Below are 19,596 nucleotides of genomic sequence, written 5' to 3'. Positions count from 1 at the left end.
TAGCCCTGGTTTGTGGGGCGCCGGACATGCCCCTTTCTCACTCTTCCCCCCATCGAGCCCTCGCACCGGCCAAACTGGAGTGTGCCACCGACGTCACGTAGGGAGGAAGTTCGTTGATCCAGACGCAAACCAGAGCTCTCAGAGGTGGGCGCCTACACCAGGTTCCACACGTCGCCGGCCTGATTCTGGGTGTGTTCTCGGTTGCGGTGTTCCTCTGGAGCCTCTTCCCGGTCCTGCGCTACTACCTTCACGCCCCGCGCCAGTACGTCGACACCTACTACTTCGATGCACCGGACACCAGCCTGTCATGGGCATTGGTCGTGGGACTTCTCGCCGCCGCGATAGCGAGCCGTAAACGAATTGCATGGTGGGTTCTGACGGTCTACATCGCCTTGCTTGCGGTGTCGAACGTCGTCGACCTCGTTTCGGACGGCGACGTGAACGCCGGCATCGCTTTGGTTGTGCACCTGGCCCTGCTGGGCGTTCTGGTGGCTGCGCGTCGCGAATTCCACACCCGGGTGCGGCCGGGTGCCGTGTGGAAGGCGCTCGGTGTGCTGTTGGTGAGTGTGGCTGTCGGCACCCTTGTCGGCTGGGCGCTCGTGGAACTGTTCCCCGGATCGTTGCCGTCGGACGAGCGACTGCTGTGGTCGTTCAACCGTGTCTCCGCGCTGTCCGCTCTGGACAACGAGGAGTTCTCCGGTCGTCCACACGGATTCGTGAACACGCTGCTCGGCCTGTTCGGTGCACTCGCACTGCTGGGTGCGGTCATCACACTCTTCCGTTCCCAGCACTCGAACAATGCCCTGACCGGCCATGACGAGTCCGCCATCCGCGGGCTGTTGCAGGACCCCTCCGCGGACGATTCCCTTGCATACTTCGCAACTCGCCGCGACAAGGCGGTCGTGTTCTCCCCCGGCGGCAAGGCCGCGATCACCTACCGAGTCGAGGTGGGTGTATGTCTGGCCAGCGGTGATCCCATCGGCGAAGTGGAATCGTGGCCGGAGGCAATCGCGGCCTGGCGCAGGCTCGCCACCGAATACGGTTGGGCGCCGGCGGTGATGGGCGCCGGCGAACACGGTGCCAGGGCCTACACCGAGGCCGGACTCTCGGCACTGCAGCTCGGCGACGAAGCGATCATCTGGACCCGCGAGTTCAGCCTGAACGGTCGCGACATGCGGCAAGTGCGTCAGGCCGTCACGCGGGTCCGCCGCCACGGTGTGAGCGTTCGCATCCGCCGCCACCACGACATCTCCGCCGAGGACATGGCCCGGATCATCGAGCGGGCGGACACCTGGCGCGACACCGAGACCGAACGTGGGTTCTCCATGGCCCTCGGCCGTCTCGGCGACCACCTCGACGGAGACTGTCTGCTCGTGGAAGCGGTCGACGAGTCCGGTGACGTACTCGGAATGCTGTCCCTCGTGCCGTGGGGACCGAGTGGTGTTTCCCTCGACCTGATGCGTCGCAGCCCGGAAGCTCCGAACGGGGTGGTCGAGTTGATGGTCACCGAGTTGGCGACCGGGGCGAATCAGTTCGGCATCAACAAGGTGTCGTTGAACTTCGCGGTGTTCCGGTCGGTGTTCGAAGAAGGCAGCAGAATCGGAGCAGGCCCCATCCTGCGGGTGTGGCGTTCGGTTCTCGTGTTCTTTTCACGGTGGTGGCAGCTCGAAGCCCTGTACCGCTCCAACATGAAGTACCAGCCCGAATGGGTACCTCGGTACATCTGCTTCGCGGACAATCGGGAGTTGCTGCGTGTCGGATTCGCCTCGGCCGTCGCCGAGGGTTTCGTGACCCTCCCCCGATTCGGCCGCAGGTCCCGGGGCACCGCAGAGCACACCGGCATCCACGAGGCACTGCCTGCCGCCGTCGTGGCCGCGGAAGGCCTCAACGCCGACGGCAGTCCTCCCGTGAGCGCGGCGCCCGCCCCTACTGGACCGCGTCGGCCCGAGCAGGTGCGGGTGCGGCTCGACAAACTCGACGCCCTCGTCGCCGACGGTATCGACCCGTACCCGGTGGCCTATCCGCCGACGCATTCGGTGCGTGGAGCGGAGGAATCGCCCGAGGGCACCACGGTTCGCCTCTCCGGACGGCTGCTCCGCATCCGCGCCTACGGTGGGGTGACGTTCGCGCTGATCAGAGACTGGTCGGGAGATATTCAGGTCCTGGTCGATCAGGCGCGAGTAGGTACCGAACGTATTCACGCCTTCTCCAGCGAGTTCGATCTCGGCGACCTGATCGAGGTCAGCGGTGTCGTCGGTTACAGCAGGCGCGGCGAACGGTCGCTGCTCGCCAACGAGTGGCGGATCATCGGCAAGTGCCTGCACCCACTGCCGGACAAGTGGAAGGGTCTGGCCGACCCCGAAACCCGGGTGCGCCAGCGTTATGTCGATCTGGCCATCAACTCGGACGCCCGCCACCTCCTGGAAGCCCGGAGCGCAATCGTGAAGTCGTTGCGTGACTCTCTGGGTGGGCGGGGATACCTCGAGGTGGAAACTCCGATCCTGCAACCGGTACACGGAGGCGCCAACGCGGCGCCGTTTCTCACCCACATCAACGCCTACAACCTGGACCTGTACCTGCGCATCGCTCCCGAGCTGTACCTGAAGAGGTTGTGCGTCGCAGGTGTGGAGAAGGTGTTCGAGATCGGCCGGGTCTTCCGCAACGAGGGGGTCGACTTCAAGCACAACCCGGAGTTCACGATCCTCGAGGCATACGAGGCGCACAGCGGCTACGAGCAGATGATGACGCTCTGCCGCAAGCTCATCCAGACTGCGGCGTTTGCCGCGTACGGTCGCGAGATCATCAAGCGTCCGGGGCCCGACGGCAACCTGGTGGAGATCGACATCTCCGGCAAATGGCCGGTCAAGACCATGCACGAGGCCGTCTCCGAGAAGCTGGACACGCGCATCGGTCCCGAGACTGCACTCGGAGAACTGCAGAAACTGTGCGACGAGCATGAAATTCCGTACCAGTCGGATTGGGACGCGGGCGCCGTCGCACAGGAAATGTACGAGCACCTGGTCGAAGGAGACACCGAGTTCCCCACGTTCTACACCAACTTCCCCACCTCGATGTCGCCCCTCACCCGGCCACATCCGACCATCCCCGGCGTGGCGGCAAAGTGGGATCTGGTGGCATGGGGAGTCGAGTTGGGCACTGCGTACAGCGAGCTCACCGACCCTGTCGACCAGCGCCAGCGCCTCACGGAACAATCACGACTTGCGGCCGGCGGCAACGAAGAGGCCATGGAGTTGGACGAGGACTTCCTGCAGGCCCTCGAACACGCGATGCCGCCCACCGGTGGCCTCGGGATGGGCGTCGACCGCATCGTCATGCTCATCACCGGCGGCAGTATCCGGGAAACCCTGGCGTTTCCCCTAGCGAAGCCAAAGCAATAACACAGCGAAGCCAAAGCCGTGAGGCAAATCCGGTTGGTTCCACGTGAAACGTCCTGGGGAAACGGGCCTACTGCCCGAGGTGCTGCTCCGTCGCGGGCTCGAGCGCCTCACACCACGGGAGTCAACGGATGAATCGTGGGCGGTTCGGCGAGCAGTTCGCCGAACGAAGCGGCAGCCTTTCGCAAATGCGGAGATTGCATGTGAGCGTCGAGAGCTTCCTTGCCCGCCCACGATTCGACGGTGACGAAGGTCCCTGCTTGGGCAGTCGATTCGAACAGGTCGTAGGCGACGCAGCCATCTTCTGCCCTACTTTCCACCACCAGTTCGGTCAGTGCCGCCCGCACGGCATCCTCGGATCCCGGCTTGGCTGGAATGGTTGCTACGACACGCAGTTCGCTCATATGAATCCTTTCGTACGCGAAACCGATGTGGCTCGCATCACGAATCTACCCAGTCCGACACGGCATGATGGTCGCATGAGTCTTCTTAGGGATGTTCGACGCTGGCGCATCGGGACGAAGAAGAGGCGCCGTCTACGCGACCTGACGGGTGCGGTGGTGGTCGTCAGCGGCGCCGGCAGCGGAATAGGCCGCGAGACCGCACTCGCGTTTGCTGCCGAGGGCGCGATTCTGGTGGTCAGTGACATCAACCTGGAAACCGCGCAGGAGACAGCCGAGTTGATCAACAACCCGCGCTCGGTGCGCGGATCGGAGGCCGTGTTCGGCGGCGGTGCACACGCCTACCGACTCGACGTGTCGGACGAGGAGGCGGTGAAGCAGTTCGCGGAGACGGTCCGCGCACGGCACGGCGTCGCCGACGTCGTGGTCAACAATGCTGGAATCGGCTATTCGGGAAGCTTCACCAAGACCACCCGTGAGGCCTTCGAACGGGTCATGAACATCAACTTCTGGGGTGTCGTCAACGGCTGCCGGTATTTCTCGGAGCAGATGATCGAACGCGGCACGGGCGGACACATCGTCAATCTGTCCTCGGTCGTCGCCTACACCCCGCAGAAGGAACTCACCGCGTACGCCACCAGTAAGGCTGCGGTGTACATGGTCTCCGATTGCCTTCGAGGAGAACTCGTTCCGCACGGCATCGGGGTGAGCACCATCTGCCCGGGCATCATCGCAACCAACATCATCAAGAACACCGGTTTCGCGGGCGTGGGCGTCGACGAGGAACGCAAGCAGCAGGACAAGGTCGACTCGTTCTATCGGCGCCGCAACTTCGGCCCCGACAAAGTGGCCGCGCAGATCGTCAAGGCCGTGAAATCGAACAAGCCGGTCGTGCCCGTCTCGCCGGAAGCCAAGTTCGGTTCGGCGCTCAGCCGCCTGTCACCCGGATTGCTGCGGTTCGCCGCCAGGTTCGACGCCGACTGAGCTCAGGCCTTGGCGGCGAGCCAGTTTCGCATCCAGGTGGTTGCCGGCGTGCCCGACGCGTCGACGGGATACGTCGCGTAATCCTGGTGGACGGCGGTTCCGTAGAACTTCGCGAGCTTCAGCGCCCTATCGTTGGTCGACGGCTGGTCCAACTGGCCCATCAGGGTCGGGAGACCGCCTGCGTCCACCAGATCGTCGACGAGAGCCTGCGCTTCCTTCTCGTATTGGTCGAAGTTGCCCGGCCGGGTGCCCGATACCTCGGCGAGGAATCCGGCCAGCCGGGACACGAAGTCGTCTTCGGGTGTGGAGCAGTAGAGGTCACCGACCGCACAGATCGTGACCGTCTTGTGGCTGAGCAAACCGAACCCACCGAGGCGGGCGCCGCCGGCGCCGCTCCCCGCGACCCGCGGACCGATCTGCACATCGGCCGGGGATCGGCGTGGATCCGAGATGAGACCGACGGCAGTCACCCGATGCGCGGGTACGACGCCGAGACCGGTACCGATTTCGGCCGCGACGTCCCCCGCCGCGTCTGCGCCCTGGCTGTAGCCGACGATCGCGAGATCCGTACCGCTGCACCGGTCGGCCATCGACTTCAGCAACGCTTTTGCACCGTCCACGGCTTGAGCTTTCGAGCGGCCGTAGACCTTTCCTTCCCAGGGAAAGGCTGTGGCGGCATAGGAAACGTAATCGACCTCGACGGATCCCGGCAGGCCGTTCGTCACACCGGAAAGCATTCCAGGACCGGGACTTCCGGCGTTCGACGTCTCCCACGTTCCCGGGATGGCAACCACGTACATGCTGGGGCAATCGCCCGGATCCGCTGCCGCAACGGGCGTGGACACCGTGGACAAGAGCGCAGCCGAGGCTACCGAGATCAGAAGAGCGAGGGGGCGTTTCATGGCGCGAATGCTTCCATTTCGACATGTCCAGTATGTGCACGTTCGGTTAACGGACGTCACCCGCCCGATACGACAATCAGTTGCCTGACACACGAACTGCGCCCCGCTCGGAAGTGAGCGGGGCGCAGATCCGTAGTGTGAAACCTACCGCTGCGGTGCGGTAGTTGGCAAAATCGGAGCCGGCAGAGCAGTCGACCCTTCCAGGTAGGTGTCGACAGCCGCGGCTGCTGCACGCCCCTCGGCGATCGCCCACACGATGAGCGACTGGCCGCGGCCCATGTCACCGGCCACGAACACACCGTCGACATTGGTGGCGAACTTGTCCGAGCGGGCGACGTTGCCACGGTCGGTCAGGTCCACACCGAGATCGGTGAGCAGACCCGGCTTTTCGGGTCCGACGAAGCCCATCGCCAGGAACACGATGTCGGCCTCGAGCTCGAATTCGGATCCTTCGACCTTCTGGAACTTGCCGCCGGACATCTCGACCTCATGGGCCTTCAGGCCGGTGACCTTACCGTCCTTACCCACGAACTCCTCGGTGTTGACCGAGAACACACGCTCGCCACCCTCTTCGTGGGCAGACGACACGCGGTACATCAGCGGGTACGTCGGCCACGGGGTCTGCTCGGCACGGGTCTCCGGCGGACGCGGCATGATCTCGAACTGGTGCACGACCTCGGCACCCTGGCGGTGCGAGGTGCCCAAGCAGTCGGCGCCGGTGTCGCCACCGCCGATGATGACGACCTTCTTGCCCTTCGCTGTGATGGCGGGCTCGCCGTCGTCACCGAGAACATCATCACCCAACTGCACACGGTTGGAGATCGGCAGGTACTCCATGGCCTGGTGGATGCCGTCGAGCTCTCGGCCGGGAATCGGCAGATCGCGAGCCTCGGTTGCGCCACCGGCCAACACCACCGAATCGAACTGCTCGCGCAGCTCTTCGGGGGTGATGTCGACACCGACATTCACACCGGTGCGGAAGACGGTGCCCTCGGACGACATCTGCGACAGACGGCGGTCGATGTGCCGCTTCTCCATCTTGAACTCGGGAATGCCATAGCGGAGCAAACCGCCGATCCGGTCGTCACGCTCGAACACCGTGACGGCGTGGCCGGCGCGGGTCAGCTGCTGCGCTGCAGCGAGACCGGCGGGACCGGAGCCGACCACGGCGACCTTCTTGCCGGTCGTCCGTGTCGGGCGCACCGGCTCGACCCAGCCCTCGTCGAATGCACGGTCGATCAGCTCGACCTCGACCTGCTTGATCGTCACCGGGTCCTGGTTGATCCCCAGGACGCACGACGCCTCACACGGCGCCGGGCACAGCCGCCCGGTGAACTCCGGGAAGTTGTTGGTGGCGTGCAGCCGCTCGATGCCATCGTGCCACTTGTCCTTGTAGACGAGGTCGTTCCACTCGGGAATCAAGTTCCCCAGCGGGCAACCGTTGTGGCAGAACGGGATACCGCAGTCCATGCAGCGGCTGGCCTGGTCCCGGAGGGTTTCCTTCGGGAAATCCTCGTAGACTTCTTTCCAGTCGAGCAGGCGCAGCGGAACCGGACGACGAACTGGAACCTCACGGGAACCGTGCTTCAGAAAACCTCTCGGATCAGCCACGAGCTGCCTCCATGATCGCCTCGTCCACGTCGGCCCCGCGGATCTTTGCGTCCTTGATTGCCATGAGCACCTTCTTGTAGTCGCGCGGCATCACCTTCGCGAAGTGACCCACCTGCTGCGACCAGTCGGACAGGATGCGCGTGGCAACCTCCGAACCGGTTTCGTCGCGGTGGCGTTCGATCGCGCCCTTGAGCCATGCGCACTCGTCGCCCTCGAGGTCTTCGAGGTCGACCAGCTCGGTGTTGAGATTGTCTTCGAAATCGCGGTCGGGGTTGTAGACGAACGCGACACCACCGGACATGCCAGCGCCGAAGTTGCGTCCCGTCTTACCCAGAATGACCACCTTGCCGCCGGTCATGTACTCGCAGCCGTGATCGCCGACACCTTCGACGACAGCAGTGGCGCCGGAGTTGCGGACACAGAAGCGCTCACCGACGACGCCGCGCAGCAGCACCTCACCGCTGGTGGCACCGAACAGAATCACGTTGCCGCCGATGATGTTGTCTTCGGCAACGAAGCCGTCGGCCGTCTCGAGCGGCGGGCGGACCACGATGCGTCCACCGGACAGGCCCTTGCCGACGAAGTCGTTGGCATCGCCGTGCAGCCGCAGCGTCATGCCCCTGGGGACGAACGCGCCGAAGCTGTTACCGGCAGATCCGGTGAAGGTGATGTCGACCGTGTTGTCCGGCAAACCTTCTCCGCCGTACACCTTGGTGAGCTCGTGTCCGAGCATGGTGCCCACGGTGCGGTTGACGTTGGTGATATTCGATTCGAAGCTCACCTTCGTGCCCTTGTCGAGGGCTTCGCGGCTCTGGATGATCAGCTGCTGATCGAGCGCCTTGTCGAGACCGTGGTCCTGAGTTCCGGTGCAGTACAGGTCCTGATCGGCGAACGCAGATTCCGGCTCGTGCAAGATCGGCGACAGGTCGAGATTGCCTGCCTTCGAACCCTTCCAGTGCTCGAGCGCCTTGGTGGTGTCGAGGACACCGACCTGGCCGACCGCCTCGTCGAGGGTGCGGAACCCGAGCTCCGCCAAGTACTCGCGAACCTCTTCTGCGATGTACATGAAGAAGTTCTCGACGAACTCCGGCTTACCCGTGTACCGCTCACGCAGCACCGGGTTCTGGGTGGCAACACCCACCGGGCACGTGTCGAGGTGGCACACGCGCATCATGATGCAGCCGGACACCACCAATGGTGCGGTGGCGAAACCGAACTCCTCACCGCCGAGCAGCGCGGCGACGATGACGTCGCGGCCGGTCTTGAGCTGGCCGTCGACCTGCACGACGATGCGGTCACGCAGACCGTTGAGCAGCAACGTCTGCTGGGTCTCGGCCAGGCCGAGCTCCCACGGTGCACCTGCGTGCTTCTCCGACGTCAGCGGGGTGGCGCCGGTGCCACCGTCGTGACCGGAGATGAGCACGACGTCGGCGTGCGCCTTGGAGACACCTGCCGCGACCGTGCCGACACCGAGCTCCGACACCAGCTTCACGTGGATGCGGGCCTGCGGGTTGGCGTTCTTCAGGTCGTGAATCAGCTGCGCGAGATCCTCGATCGAGTAGATGTCGTGGTGCGGTGGCGGCGAGATGAGGCCGACGCCCGGTGTGGAGTGCCGGACCTCGGCCACCCACGGGTACACCTTGTGCGCGGGCAGCTGGCCGCCCTCGCCGGGCTTTGCGCCCTGCGCCATCTTGATCTGGATGTCCGTGCAGTTGCTCAGGTAGTGCGAGGTGACACCGAAGCGTCCCGACGCGACCTGCTTGATCGCGCTGCGGCGCAGGTCGCCGTTCTCGTCTGCGGTGAACCGGGCGGGGTTCTCGCCGCCCTCACCGGAGTTGGAGCGGCCACCGAGACGGTTCATGGCAATCGCCAACGTCTCGTGTGCCTCGGCGGAGATGGAGCCGTAGCTCATCGCACCGGTCGAGAAGCGCTTGACGATCTCGCTGGCGGGCTCCACCTCGTCGAGCGGAATCGGCGCGCGGACGCCCTTCTTGAACTCGAACAGACCACGCAGCGCGGCGAGGCGCTCCGACTGGTCGTCCACCAGCTTCGTGTACTCCTTGAACACCTTGTACTGACCGGTGCGGGTGGAGTGCTGAAGCTTGAAGACGGTGTCCGGGTTGAACAGGTGGTACTCGCCCTCGCGGCGCCACTGGTACTCGCCACCGACCTCGAGTTCGCGGTGCGCGCGCTCCTCGGGGCGATCCAGGTAGGCCCTGGCGTGACGGACCGCGACGTCTGCGGCGATCTCGTCGAGGCCGATTCCACCGAGGTTCGAGTGCAGACCCGAGAAGTACTCGTCGACCAGTTCCTGCGACAGACCGATGACCTGGAACAGCTGGGCGCCGGTGTACGAGGCGAGTGTGGAGATGCCCATCTTGGACATCACCTTGAGCACACCCTTGCCGGCGGCCTTGATGTAGTTGGCGATCGCCTGCTGCAGATCGAGTCCGGGCAGATCGTTGTTGGCGATCATCTCGTCCACGGTCTCGAACGCCATGTACGGGTTGACCGCTGCCGCACCGAAGCCGATGAGCAGGGCCATGTGGTGCACCTCGCGGGCGTCGCCGGCCTCGACGATGAGGCCGACCTTGGTGCGGGTCTTCTCCCGAACCAGGTGGTGGTGCACCGCGGACGTCATCAGCAGCGACGGAATCGGTGCGTACGTCTCGTTGGACTCGCGGTCCGACAGGACGATGATGCGCGCACCACCGGCGATGGCCTCGGACACCTGGGAGCGAACATTGTCGAGCGCCTTGCGCAGACCCTCGCCGCCCTCGGCGACCGGGTAGAGACCGCGGATGATCACGCTGCGGAAGTCCGGGAAGCGTGCGTCGTCGTTGGCGTGTATCAGCTTCGACAGGTCGTCGTTGTGCAGGATCGGCTGCGGCAGGAAGATCTGCCGGCACGATTCGGCGGTGGGGTGCAGCAGGTCGTGCTCGGGGCCGATGGTGCCACCGATGCTGGTGACCACCTCTTCGCGGATCGCGTCGAGCGGAGGGTTGGTGACCTGCGCGAACATCTGCGAGAAGTAGTCGAACAACATCCGGGAACGGTTCGACAGAACCGCGATCGGGGTGTCGGTACCCATCGAACCGAGTGCCTCGGCACCCGCAGCCGCCATCGGCTTCACGAGGAGGTCGACCTCTTCGGTGGTGAAACCGAACATCAGCTGACGCAGCAGCACGCGCTCGTGCGACATGTACGTGTAGGGGCGGTCCGGCAGATCGTCCATGTGAACGAGGTTCTTGTCGAGCCACTCCTGGTAGGGGTGCTCGGCAGCCAGTTCGGACTTGAACTCTTCGTCGTCGATGATGCGGCCCTGCGCGGTGTCGACGAGGAACATGCGGCCGGGCTGCAGGCGGATCTTCTTCACGACGGTGGCGGGGTCGATCGGCAGGACGCCGACCTCGGATGCCATGACGACGAGTCCGTCCTCGGTCACCCACAGACGCGACGGGCGCAGTCCGTTGCGGTCGAGCACCGCGCCGATGACCGTGCCGTCGGTGAAGCACACCGATGCCGGTCCGTCCCACGGTTCCATGAGCGTCGAGTGGTACTCGTAGAACGCGCGGTGTGCCGGGTCCATGCTCTCGTGACGCTCCCAGGCTTCGGGGATCATCATGAGCACGGCGTGCGGGAGGCTGCGGCCACCGAGGTGCAGCATCTCGAGCACCTCGTCGAAGCGGGCGGTGTCGCTCGCGCCGTTGGTGCAGACCGGGAAGATCTTCTCCAGTTTGGAGGCCCCACCGAAGATGTCGGACTCGATGAGTGCCTCACGGGCACGCATCCAGTTCTCGTTACCGGTGACGGTGTTGATCTCGCCGTTGTGGGCGACTCGGCGGAACGGGTGCGCCAGCGGCCACGACGGGAAGGTGTTGGTGGAGAAGCGCGAGTGCACCAGGCCCAGAGCCGATTCGACGCGCTCGTCCTGCAGGTCCAGGTAGAAGCCCTTGAGCTGCGGGGTGGTGAGCATGCCCTTGTAGACGAACGTCTGACCGGACAGCGACGGGAAGTACACAGTCTCGCTGCCGGGGCCGTCCTGGCCGGCACCTTCGTTGCCGAGTTCGTGCTCGGTGCGCTTGCGTACAACGTAGGCGCGGCGCTCGAGGTCCATGCCGGTGACGGCGTCGTCTTCGCTGCCGACGAAGATCTGACGGAACGTGGGCATCGCGTCGCGCGCGAGTGCGCCCAGGGAAGAGTCGTCGGTCCCGACGTCGCGCCAGCCGAGAACCTTCAGGCCTTCGCTCTCGACGATCTTCTCGACGGACTCGGCCGCACGCGCGGCGTCCGCTTCTCCCTGTGGGAGGAAGGCGATGCCGGTTGCGTAGGCGCCCTCTGCGGGCAGCGGGAAGTCCACGACAGCGCGGAAGAACTTGTCGGGCACCTGCAGCAGGATGCCGGCGCCGTCACCGGTGTTGGGCTCCGAGCCGGCGGCACCGCGATGTTCGAGGTTGACGAGAGCAGTGATCGCCTTCTCGACGATGTCCCTGCTGCGACGGCCCTTCATGTCCACGACGAATGCAACACCGCAGGAGTCGTGTTCGTTGGACGGGTGGTAAAGCCCCTGGGGGCTTGGAAGTTGCTTCATACCCAGCCTTCGTATGCCAAAAATATGCACCGACGACCAGCAGCGCTGATGGCCATCTCCTTGCAACGCAGTACCGCCGTGCAGGTCGGTACCACCGATCGGCTATCGCCCTGTGCGGCACTCCGGGTGTGGTTCTCGCCCCAGGCGACGTGGCTTCACGGTCGAGTCGGACTTTTGTGAGTCCGACGTGTAAAGAAAACGATAGGTCAAAACCCCCGGATCTTCACAACTTAGGTTGGCCTATTAAACCTCTGAACTGCGGTTATTCGCGCAGCGCTATCGACCTTCTCACACGTGGCGTACAGATTTGTGAGGCAACGACGGCCTTGTCGACTCCGCCGGACAATGGTTATGCTGACCGATGCGCCGTTACCGAGGGCGGTCCCACACCACATGCCCATCGGAGCGCAATCGTGCGCCGGGCGCGGGGGGATGTGGCGTCTGTCGGCCGTCGTGCATGAGATGCGAAACGGCGCAATCGCGCGCCAGGACCGTGACGTCGGCGACCAGGCGTCGATGGCATCGCCACCACACGCTCTCACTGCACATCACGGCGGTGCGGCGCTGCCTCGCCGATTCGAGCACTTCGGTCAGAGCCTGCGCGAACTGCGCGGTCCGGGTGTGGGCCGCATAGGCGGCGAACTGTTCGACCTTCCACCACGGATCTTCGTGTGGCGCATCGGCCGGTAGCCGACGGCGCCCTCCCAGCCGTGGTTCTGCCCGGTATTCGATGTGCGCCTGGGGCAACCACTGCGACATGGCGTCACCGTGGACGTCCGGGTTGTGCCTGCTACCCGGGTATCGCCGAATATCGACGAGCACCTCGACTCCGCTGTCGCGCAACAGGCCCGACAATTGCCCCTTGTCGAGTCGTCCGTGCCCCACGGTGATCAAGGTCGTGCGCGTGTCCGTCATCGCCTGGCGACCAGAGCAACGCAGGTGTGCGGGGTGTCCCAGGGAATCAGTGCACTGTCCACATCGGGCACGTCTGCCCGGTCGAGGATTCCGCGCAGCAACCCGAGGTGCAGGGAGCACACCACCTCCGGACTCTTGCGTGCCACCGACTCGAAGGGACAGGAACGCAGCCGCATTCGGATCTCGTGGCCCGGCGTTTCGGTTTCCGGGCCCGTGGCGCCGGCCTCGGGGTCGAAACCCATCTCCTCGAACAAGTCCGTGACATCGACGACCGCATCGTCGAGGGTGCGGGGCGCCGAATCAGGTGCCCATTGCCGACCCGCCTCCACGGCCCGCGAGGCCGGATCCTCACCCGGCATCGCCCAACGTTTCGCGAGCACCTCGGCCAGCATCTCGTATCCGGCTCGCCGCCCCTCGTCGCGGGGTGCCACAGCCCGGTACAGCCGGCGGGGCCGGCCACGCGCCGCCTTCTCGAACTCCGCAGTGACCAGGCCCGCACCCGAGAGCACGTCGAGATGGAAGCGCACGGTGCTCACATGCAGGGAAACCAGTTCGGCCAGTACAGCCGCTGTCGACGGCTCCGCACGTGCCCGCAGAACGTCCAGGAGTTCGACCCGCCGACGCGACGCCAACACCGGATGCGCGATGACGTTTTCGCGATCACGATGTGTTCCCTTCCGCTTGGCCATACTGTAAGACTTTAGAGGAGCGCATTCCTCTAAAACAGTGTGAGTCTGTGGAGGTGGGTATGACGTACGTGATTGCGGAACCCTGCATCGACGTACTCGATCGTGGCTGCGTGGAAGAGTGCCCCGTCGACTGCATCTACGAGGGCAAGCGAGCGCTGTACATCCAGCCGGACGAGTGCATCGACTGTGGCGCCTGTGAACCGGTCTGTCCGGTCGATGCCATCTCCTACGAATCCGACGTCCCACCTCGGTGGGAGAAGTACATAGACGACAACGCCCGCTTCTTCCACAAGCCTCTTCCCGGCGCGGTGCAGGCGCTCGGCGGGCCCGGGGGAGCGCAGAAGTCGGGGCCGGTAGCCGTGGACACCGAACTGGTGGCCGCATACCCGCACAACGAACTGACCGGCACGAACGAAGCAGGCGCACGGTGAACGCGCCGGCCGTCGCGAAACCGCTCCCCGCTCGCCCGTACCCACCGAGACGTGGGCTGAAGGGATCGTTTCTCTACAAGGCGGCTACCACCACGGACCCGAAACTTCTGGGGTTGATGTACCTGGTCACATCGTTCGCCTTCTTCCTGGCGGGCGGGCTAATGGCCCTGTTGATGCGTGCAGAACTGGGCGTGCCCGGCATGCAGTTTCTGTCGAACGAGCAGTTCAACCAGCTGTTCACCATGCACGGCACGATCATGTTGCTGCTGTATGCGACACCGGTGGTGTTCGGCTTCGCGAACTACATCCTGCCGTTGCAGATCGGCGCGCCAGACGTGGCGTTCCCCCGGCTCAACGCATTCAGCTACTGGCTCTATCTGTTCGGCGCCCTGATCACCATTTCCGGGTTCGTCACGCCCGGTGGGGCAGCCGACTTCGGGTGGACCGCATACTCCCCGCTCAGCAGCGCGCTGCACTCACCCGGGGTGGGCGCAGACCTGTGGATCACCGGCCTCGCCATTGCCGGCCTCGGCACGATCCTCGGCGCCGTCAACATGATCACCACCGTGATCTGCCTGCGCGCACCGGGCATGACGATGTTCCGGATGCCGATCTTCACTTGGAACATCTTCCTCACATCGATCCTGGTTTTGATGGCGTTCCCGCTGCTCACCGCAGCACTGATGGGTCTTCTGGTCGACCGGCACCTCGGCGGCAACATCTTCGATCCGGCGACCGGTGGCACCCTGCTGTGGCAGCACCTGTTCTGGTTCTTCGGTCACCCCGAGGTCTACATCGTGGCTCTGCCGTTCTTCGGCATCGTGTCGGAGATCTTCCCGGTGTTCAGCCGCAAACCCGTCTTCGGCTACCTCGGCCTCGTCTACGCCACGATCGCCATCTCCGCACTGTCCATGTCGGTGTGGGCGCACCACATGTTCGCGACGGGTGCCGTGCTGCTGCCGTTCTTCTCGATGATGAGCTTCCTCATCGCGGTGCCGACCGGCGTGAAATTCTTCAACTGGATCGGCACCATGTGGCGGGGACAGTTGACCTTCGAGACCCCGATGCTGTTTTCCATCGGGTTCCTGGCCACGTTTTTGTTCGGCGGCCTGTCCGGCGTCATTCTGGCCAGCCCACCGTTGGACTTCCACGTCACCGACTCGTACTTCCTGGTCGCCCACTTCCATTACGTCCTGTTCGGCACCATCGTGTTTGCCACCTACGCGGGAATCTACTTCTGGTTCCCGAAGATGACCGGCCGGTTGCTCGACGAGCGGCTCGGGAAGTGGCACTTCTGGACGACGTTCGTCGGCTTCCACTGCACCTTCCTGGTGCAGCACTGGCTCGGAGCCGAGGGAATGCCACGCCGCTATGCCGACTATCTGCCCTCCGACGGATTCACCGTCCTCAATTCGATCTCCACGGTCGGTGCGTTCGTGCTGGGTGCATCGCTACTGCCCTTTGTGTGGAACGTGTTCAAGAGCTATCGGTACGGGCAGGTCGTCACTGTCGACGACCCGTGGGGTTACGGCAGCTCACTCGAATGGGCCACGACGTGTCCGCCGCCTCGGCACAACTTCACCGAGCTCCCCCGCATTCGATCCGAACGCCCGGCCTTCGAACTGCACTACCCGCACATGGTGGAGCGAATGCGGGCCGAATCCCACGTGGGTCGTCTCCGCAAGCGCGGTTCGGTCGCCCTTGCCGAACAATCCGAATCCGGCGTTCCGAACCGGGAGTGAACTGTGTCCTACGGTGTGGAAGCGATCGTTCTTGCCGTGTTCGTGCTGGCCACCAGCACCCTGCGTGCCGACGAACGCGTCACGTTCTTCCGGTCCCTGGGGCGAACCTATTTGCGCGGGGAATGACACGGCTGCGCCGAGCGTTGTTGCAGTCACCGGACGACGAGCAGCTGCGCACTCGAGTACGTACCGGGGCGAGGGCCGCCGGCGGCCTACGTGCAGTACTCGGCGTGCTCACCGTCGCGCTGGTGGTGCTGGGCGCATTCCCCGCCGCCTGAAACGGCAGCGAGGAATCACGAGTTCCGCAGGTGCGCAAGCACAATACCCACCGGGATACTGAGCGCCAGAAGAAGCAGCAGCGCCCGGTAGGTCCAGAGGGCTGCGCCGGAGCCGACCCGAGTGGCATGCAGCGCGATCACCAAACCGACGACCAACGCCACCGAGCCGGCATCGACCACCAGCGGCAAAGCCGTGAGGGTGCCGACGATGACAGCGACATTCCCCAGATTCCACGAACCGAGCTGCGTCCACGCCCACCGAGGCGGCTGCGGCGAGGAGGTCCATACGCGGGCCAGGCCCATCGCGCACTGCGCGACCCCACCGACCAGGACCAGATAGGCCGCAAGCCAGCTTCCGTGGGCCAGATCGAACGGGCCGGTGACCGCCGCGATCACACCACCGAGTACGACGCAGCCGACACCGGTCGCGGTCAGAATCGTCGCCGGATCCTCGACTGTGAAGTCCTTCGGGTACACGAACTCGATTGTAGGACTATCTGACCACCGTTTTACGGCTGAAGAGCAGGGCGCGTTTCACCTCGGTGATCGCCCGAGTGACCTGGATCCCACGCGGACAGGCCTGGGTGCAGTTGAAGGTCATCCGGCACCGCCACACCCCGTCCACGTCGTTGAGAATTTCCATTCGCTCGCGGGCACCCTCGTCTCGGCTGTCGAAGATGAATCGGTGGGCGTTGACGATCGCGGCGGGACCGAAGTAGCTCCCGTCCGCCCAGTACACCGGGCAGGCACTGGTGCAGCAGGCACAGAGAATGCACTTCGTCGTGTCGTCGAATCGTGCCCGGTCGGCTCTGGACTGGATTCGCTCACGCTCCGGTTCGTGGCCCGACGTCATCAAAAACGGCTTGATCTGCCGGTATGCGTCGAAGAACGGTTCCATGTCGACGACAAGGTCCTTCTCGACAGGCAGTCCTTTGATCGGCTCCACGGTGATGGTGGTGGGGGCGGCGCCGGAGGACAGCATGTCTCGCATGAGCACCTTGCAGGCAAGTCTGTTGATGCCGTTGATCAGCATCGCGTCGGAACCGCACACACCGTGGGCGCACGAGCGCCGGAACGTGAGAGTGCCGTCGAGGTACCCCTTGATGTAGATCAACAGATTCAGCAGACGGTCGGTCGGCAGCGCCGGAACCTCGAACGACTCCCACCCCGCCGTGTCGGGGTTCTCCGGGTCGAAGCGGCGAATCTTCACGATCACCGGCACTGCAGCTTCTGGACCGTTGCGATTGGCCCGCATGGGTATCGAGTACCACCGCGCCGACCGAGGTAAACCCGCGCCGATTTCTTCCCTGTCGGCTGTGCCGGTTGTCTAGCATTCGTGGTGGACACACACCGAAACGAAGAGGCGCCTCATGATGAAACGGTCGTTGGAAGCACTCGCCAGGGAACAGCTCGAGAAGGCAGCGGCAGCCACGAGCGGACGAGCCGCTCACACCGTGTACGGCGGTCATGAGCACGTCCTGCGACAGACCCTGATCGCGATGACGGCGGGCACGGAGCTGAGTGAGCACGACAACCCCGGAGAGGCGACCGTGCAGGTGCTCCAGGGGCGTGTGACACTCCGGTCCGGCGACGTCTCGTGGGACGGCAGACGCGACGACCTGCTCGTTGTCCCACAAGCTCCGCACTCGCTGGCGGCGATCAAGGATTCAGTGGTGCTCATGACGGTGGCCAAGCTTCCCTGACGTGTGCGGACCCGTGACCGCACAACTGATATCTTGACGAATCAGACATAGCAACAGAGCTCGACGGTCACGGGGGCGGAGAAGAAGATTCGATGGTGACAAATTCCGACCACGGAGAACAGGATCGTTACGGTCGATGGTTCCCGCCGTTCGAGCCTGCCGCGGCGCCTGTCGGATCGACGCCAGCGTCCACACCAGAGCCTCCGGCAACCGAGGCTGCGCCCGCACCGGCTTCGGCTCCCCCAGCCGAGCCCATAGCCGCGCCGGACCACAAAGCCCCGGCGGCTGCCGCCGAACCGTCCGCTTCACGGGACGCCCCGACACCCACGTGGCTTGCTGCCGGTCCGGAGTCGGAGACCGCGGTGTCGTCGAGGAAGCCCCGAAAATCGCGCACGCCGAAGGCACCGAAACCTGCCAAGGCGCCCAAGGCACCCACTACGCCCGAGGCAACTGTGGGCCAGTCGGGCGCCCCTGCCGCTCCGGCAACACCACCACCGCCTCCCCCACCGGCGACGAACACACCGGTCGCAGAGTCGACGCCGTCACCACAGGCGCCGCAACCTCCACAGGCTCCACCACCGCAGTCACCGCCACCGCAGTCACCGCCACCTCAACCTCCACAGCCACCGAAGCAGAAGTCCAAACGCCCGATCCTGATCGGCGCCTTGGGCGCTGCCGCAGCGCTGGTGATCGGCGTTCTCGTCATCGCCATCGCCAGTAGGCCGGGCGGGCTCGGCAACGACGACAGCGCCAACGCTGCGATGCCGACCACGACCGCCGCTGCGACGGACAACTTCTGTGTCGAATCCACCGACGGTGACACGATCACCAGCAACGCGCCTGGCGACCAGTCGAGTGGCCCCAACGTGATTCTGGCTTTCGAATACGCCTACTACGTGTTGCGAGACGGCGAGAAGGCGCGCGAAGTGGTCACTCCGGACGCAAAAGTCGGTAGCGCCGAAAAACTCCAGAAATACATCGACCAAACCCCAGTCGATACCGACTACTGCGCAACGATCGATCAGATCGGGCCGAATACGTATCATCTGCTGCTCGAAGTGGAGGGCGTAGTCGACGGTTACGAGAATTACATCAGCACCACCGAAATCGATGGCAAATCGTTCATCACTCGTATGGAGTAAACAAGCCATGACAGAAACACAGACCGCGCTGACTCTCGCGCCCCTCACGCTCGTCCTCGGCGCCTGCGGTGGGGCCGGTGGCACCACCACCGCTCTGGGACTTGCGAATGTCACTGCGACCCATGGATTTTCGGTTGTTGCCGTCGATACGACGCCTGCCGGTGGCGACCTCGCCGACCGCGGCGCCGATACACATCTGTCGAAGGGGAACCTCGAGCAGTTGATCGCCACATCGTCGGGCGGGCCCATCAAGGACGATGTCTTCGAGGCCTGCTCCTCCCGCACCGCCGCAGGCGTACGGGTGCTGCAGCGCGTCGGAGAGCACACGGCTGGGAACGCGGATTTCGGTGCCGTCGACCTGTACCTGCGTTCGCGCGCCGTTGCGGGCGTGTACGACGTCGGGCATCGGCTTCGCGCGTCGTACCTGGCGCCACTGCTCACGGACAAGAAGGCGCCGATCGTGCTGACGGTGCCGTGCCGTGCGGACGCCTTCAATCGGATGCGGGGTGCACTCGAAGCCATCGCGAGCACCCTCGGCGCAGCCGGTCTCGCGCGCACCGTGATCACGGTGTCCAATCAGGACGCGAACGGCTGGAACGTCGACGTAGATCAGCTCCGCGAGTACCTGGCCGGCCGGGTGTGGGGTGTCGAACAGATTCCCTACGACGAGCATCTGGCGTCGGGTGTGGTGGTCGATCACAGCAAGCTGGCACCCGAGACGGTTGCCGCTTACGAGCGGCTTTCCGCGGCGACGGCAGCCATCTCCGTGCAGTAGCGTTCTTGGGAGATCCGTCACGGAGTTCTGCCAATCG

Annotated in this window: 19 protein-coding genes; 9 read left to right on the top strand and 10 right to left on the bottom strand. The window is 64.6% G+C overall.

What is annotated here, in order from left to right; translation table 11 throughout:
* The first annotated feature begins 113 nt into the window (after nucleotides 1-113).
* A complete protein-coding gene (lysX, locus tag ACZI8Q_RS03490) occupies nucleotides 114-3,398 on the top strand; it encodes a bifunctional lysylphosphatidylglycerol synthetase/lysine--tRNA ligase LysX (RefSeq protein WP_463372107.1) in 3,285 nt (1,094 codons plus the stop codon).
* 107 nt (nucleotides 3,399-3,505) lie between these two features.
* Here lysX and ACZI8Q_RS03485 read toward each other — a convergent pair whose 3' ends face one another.
* The gene (locus ACZI8Q_RS03485; protein WP_463372106.1) at nucleotides 3,506-3,799 is read right to left on the bottom strand and encodes a putative quinol monooxygenase; all 294 of its coding nucleotides are present in this window, start codon (nucleotides 3,797-3,799) and stop codon (nucleotides 3,506-3,508) included.
* A 75-nt stretch (nucleotides 3,800-3,874) separates the two neighbouring features.
* On the opposite strand from ACZI8Q_RS03485, the gene ACZI8Q_RS03480 reads away from it, so the two are divergent.
* Complete coding sequence (locus ACZI8Q_RS03480) at nucleotides 3,875-4,780, top strand: SDR family NAD(P)-dependent oxidoreductase (RefSeq protein WP_463372105.1); 906 nt, start codon at nucleotides 3,875-3,877, stop codon at nucleotides 4,778-4,780.
* A gap of 2 nt (nucleotides 4,781-4,782) precedes the next feature.
* On the opposite strand, the gene ACZI8Q_RS03475 is transcribed toward ACZI8Q_RS03480, so the two are convergent.
* The 5 genes from ACZI8Q_RS03475 to ACZI8Q_RS03455 form a co-directional block, all read right to left on the bottom strand.
* Nucleotides 4,783-5,682 (bottom strand): cutinase family protein, encoded by a 900-nt coding sequence (locus tag ACZI8Q_RS03475; RefSeq protein ID WP_463372104.1) that lies wholly within the window; start codon nucleotides 5,680-5,682, stop codon nucleotides 4,783-4,785.
* A gap of 144 nt (nucleotides 5,683-5,826) precedes the next feature.
* On the bottom strand, nucleotides 5,827-7,293 hold the full coding sequence (locus ACZI8Q_RS03470) for a glutamate synthase subunit beta (protein ID WP_463372103.1): 1,467 nt from the start codon (nucleotides 7,291-7,293) through the stop codon (nucleotides 5,827-5,829).
* A complete protein-coding gene (gene gltB, locus ACZI8Q_RS03465; protein ID WP_463372102.1) occupies nucleotides 7,286-11,884 on the bottom strand; it encodes a glutamate synthase large subunit in 4,599 nt (1,532 codons plus the stop codon). The genes ACZI8Q_RS03470 and gltB overlap by 8 nt, the downstream gene beginning before the upstream one ends.
* A 369-nt stretch (nucleotides 11,885-12,253) precedes the next feature.
* Nucleotides 12,254-12,799, bottom strand: coding sequence for a DUF488 domain-containing protein (locus ACZI8Q_RS03460; protein WP_463372101.1), 546 nt, complete (start codon nucleotides 12,797-12,799; stop codon nucleotides 12,254-12,256).
* A complete protein-coding gene (locus ACZI8Q_RS03455; RefSeq protein WP_463372100.1) occupies nucleotides 12,796-13,488 on the bottom strand; it encodes a helix-turn-helix transcriptional regulator in 693 nt (230 codons plus the stop codon). The genes ACZI8Q_RS03460 and ACZI8Q_RS03455 overlap by 4 nt, the downstream gene beginning before the upstream one ends.
* 59 nt (nucleotides 13,489-13,547) lie before the next feature.
* On the opposite strand from ACZI8Q_RS03455, the gene fdxA reads away from it, so the two are divergent.
* The 4 genes from fdxA to ACZI8Q_RS03435 are packed head-to-tail and all read left to right on the top strand — an operon-like array spanning nucleotide 13,548 to nucleotide 15,939.
* Nucleotides 13,548-13,919: a ferredoxin gene (gene fdxA / locus ACZI8Q_RS03450; RefSeq protein ID WP_463372099.1), complete on the top strand. Its 372-nt coding sequence runs from the start codon at nucleotides 13,548-13,550 to the stop codon at nucleotides 13,917-13,919.
* On the top strand, nucleotides 13,916-15,661 hold the full coding sequence (ctaD, locus tag ACZI8Q_RS03445) for an aa3-type cytochrome oxidase subunit I (RefSeq protein ID WP_463372098.1): 1,746 nt from the start codon (nucleotides 13,916-13,918) through the stop codon (nucleotides 15,659-15,661). The genes fdxA and ctaD overlap by 4 nt, the downstream gene beginning before the upstream one ends.
* A gap of 3 nt (nucleotides 15,662-15,664) precedes the next feature.
* Nucleotides 15,665-15,787, top strand: coding sequence for a hypothetical protein (locus ACZI8Q_RS03440; protein ID WP_463372097.1), 123 nt, complete (start codon nucleotides 15,665-15,667; stop codon nucleotides 15,785-15,787).
* The gene (locus ACZI8Q_RS03435) at nucleotides 15,784-15,939 is read left to right on the top strand and encodes a hypothetical protein (RefSeq protein ID WP_463372096.1); all 156 of its coding nucleotides are present in this window, start codon (nucleotides 15,784-15,786) and stop codon (nucleotides 15,937-15,939) included. The genes ACZI8Q_RS03440 and ACZI8Q_RS03435 overlap by 4 nt, the downstream gene beginning before the upstream one ends.
* A gap of 15 nt (nucleotides 15,940-15,954) precedes the next feature.
* On the opposite strand, the gene ACZI8Q_RS03430 is transcribed toward ACZI8Q_RS03435, so the two are convergent.
* Nucleotides 15,955-16,416: a hypothetical protein gene (locus tag ACZI8Q_RS03430; RefSeq protein ID WP_463372095.1), complete on the bottom strand. Its 462-nt coding sequence runs from the start codon at nucleotides 16,414-16,416 to the stop codon at nucleotides 15,955-15,957.
* Between the two features lie 16 nt (nucleotides 16,417-16,432).
* On the bottom strand, nucleotides 16,433-17,194 hold the full coding sequence (locus tag ACZI8Q_RS03425; RefSeq protein WP_463372094.1) for a succinate dehydrogenase iron-sulfur subunit: 762 nt from the start codon (nucleotides 17,192-17,194) through the stop codon (nucleotides 16,433-16,435).
* Between the two features lie 115 nt (nucleotides 17,195-17,309).
* Between ACZI8Q_RS03425 and ACZI8Q_RS03420 the strand changes: the two genes are divergently transcribed.
* Nucleotides 17,310-17,642: a cupin domain-containing protein gene (locus tag ACZI8Q_RS03420; protein WP_463372093.1), complete on the top strand. Its 333-nt coding sequence runs from the start codon at nucleotides 17,310-17,312 to the stop codon at nucleotides 17,640-17,642.
* A 127-nt stretch (nucleotides 17,643-17,769) separates the two neighbouring features.
* Here the strand turns inward: ACZI8Q_RS03420 and ACZI8Q_RS03415 are convergent, their stop codons facing one another.
* Together ACZI8Q_RS03415 and ACZI8Q_RS03410 are read right to left on the bottom strand one after the other, a co-directional pair.
* On the bottom strand, nucleotides 17,770-18,078 hold the full coding sequence (locus ACZI8Q_RS03415) for a hypothetical protein (RefSeq protein WP_463372092.1): 309 nt from the start codon (nucleotides 18,076-18,078) through the stop codon (nucleotides 17,770-17,772).
* Complete coding sequence (locus ACZI8Q_RS03410; RefSeq protein ID WP_463372091.1) at nucleotides 18,078-18,269, bottom strand: hypothetical protein; 192 nt, start codon at nucleotides 18,267-18,269, stop codon at nucleotides 18,078-18,080. Before ACZI8Q_RS03410 ends, ACZI8Q_RS03415 begins: the two co-directional genes overlap by 1 nt.
* A 38-nt stretch (nucleotides 18,270-18,307) precedes the next feature.
* Here ACZI8Q_RS03410 and ACZI8Q_RS03405 point away from each other — a divergent pair, with 38 nt between their 5' ends.
* Together ACZI8Q_RS03405 and ACZI8Q_RS03400 are read left to right on the top strand one after the other, a co-directional pair.
* Entirely contained in the window at nucleotides 18,308-18,784 is a 477-nt protein-coding gene (locus ACZI8Q_RS03405; RefSeq protein WP_463372090.1) for a hypothetical protein, read from the top strand.
* Between the two features lie 7 nt (nucleotides 18,785-18,791).
* Nucleotides 18,792-19,559, top strand: a complete 768-nt coding sequence (locus tag ACZI8Q_RS03400) for a hypothetical protein (RefSeq protein ID WP_463372089.1) — start codon at nucleotides 18,792-18,794, stop codon at nucleotides 19,557-19,559.
* The last annotated feature ends 37 nt before the right edge of the window (nucleotides 19,560-19,596 follow it).

This window comes from Rhodococcus quanlei (genome assembly GCF_055231015.1).
Note: the sequence above shows the minus strand (reverse complement) of the source record. Positions and strands in the feature narration are given on the sequence as shown.

What these genes read in the sequence shown, in the direction of transcription:
- ACZI8Q_RS03480 (WP_463372105.1), top strand. Translation starts at nt 3,875, where the DNA reads ATGAGTCTTCTTAGGGATGTTCGACGCTGGCGCATCGGGACGAAGAAG.
- ACZI8Q_RS03400 (WP_463372089.1), top strand. Translation starts at nt 18,792, where the DNA reads ATGACAGAAACACAGACCGCGCTGACTCTCGCGCCCCTCACGCTCGTC.
- ACZI8Q_RS03475 (WP_463372104.1), bottom strand. Translation starts at nt 5,682, where the DNA reads ATGAAACGCCCCCTCGCTCTTCTGATCTCGGTAGCCTCGGCTGCGCTC.
- ACZI8Q_RS03460 (WP_463372101.1), bottom strand. Translation starts at nt 12,799, where the DNA reads ATGACGGACACGCGCACGACCTTGATCACCGTGGGGCACGGACGACTC.
- fdxA (WP_463372099.1), top strand. Translation starts at nt 13,548, where the DNA reads ATGACGTACGTGATTGCGGAACCCTGCATCGACGTACTCGATCGTGGC.
- ACZI8Q_RS03435 (WP_463372096.1), top strand. Translation starts at nt 15,784, where the DNA reads ATGACACGGCTGCGCCGAGCGTTGTTGCAGTCACCGGACGACGAGCAG.
- gltB (WP_463372102.1), bottom strand. Translation starts at nt 11,884, where the DNA reads ATGAAGCAACTTCCAAGCCCCCAGGGGCTTTACCACCCGTCCAACGAA.
- ACZI8Q_RS03485 (WP_463372106.1), bottom strand. Translation starts at nt 3,799, where the DNA reads ATGAGCGAACTGCGTGTCGTAGCAACCATTCCAGCCAAGCCGGGATCC.
- ACZI8Q_RS03425 (WP_463372094.1), bottom strand. Translation starts at nt 17,194, where the DNA reads ATGCGGGCCAATCGCAACGGTCCAGAAGCTGCAGTGCCGGTGATCGTG.
- ACZI8Q_RS03420 (WP_463372093.1), top strand. Translation starts at nt 17,310, where the DNA reads ATGATGAAACGGTCGTTGGAAGCACTCGCCAGGGAACAGCTCGAGAAG.
- ACZI8Q_RS03455 (WP_463372100.1), bottom strand. Translation starts at nt 13,488, where the DNA reads ATGGCCAAGCGGAAGGGAACACATCGTGATCGCGAAAACGTCATCGCG.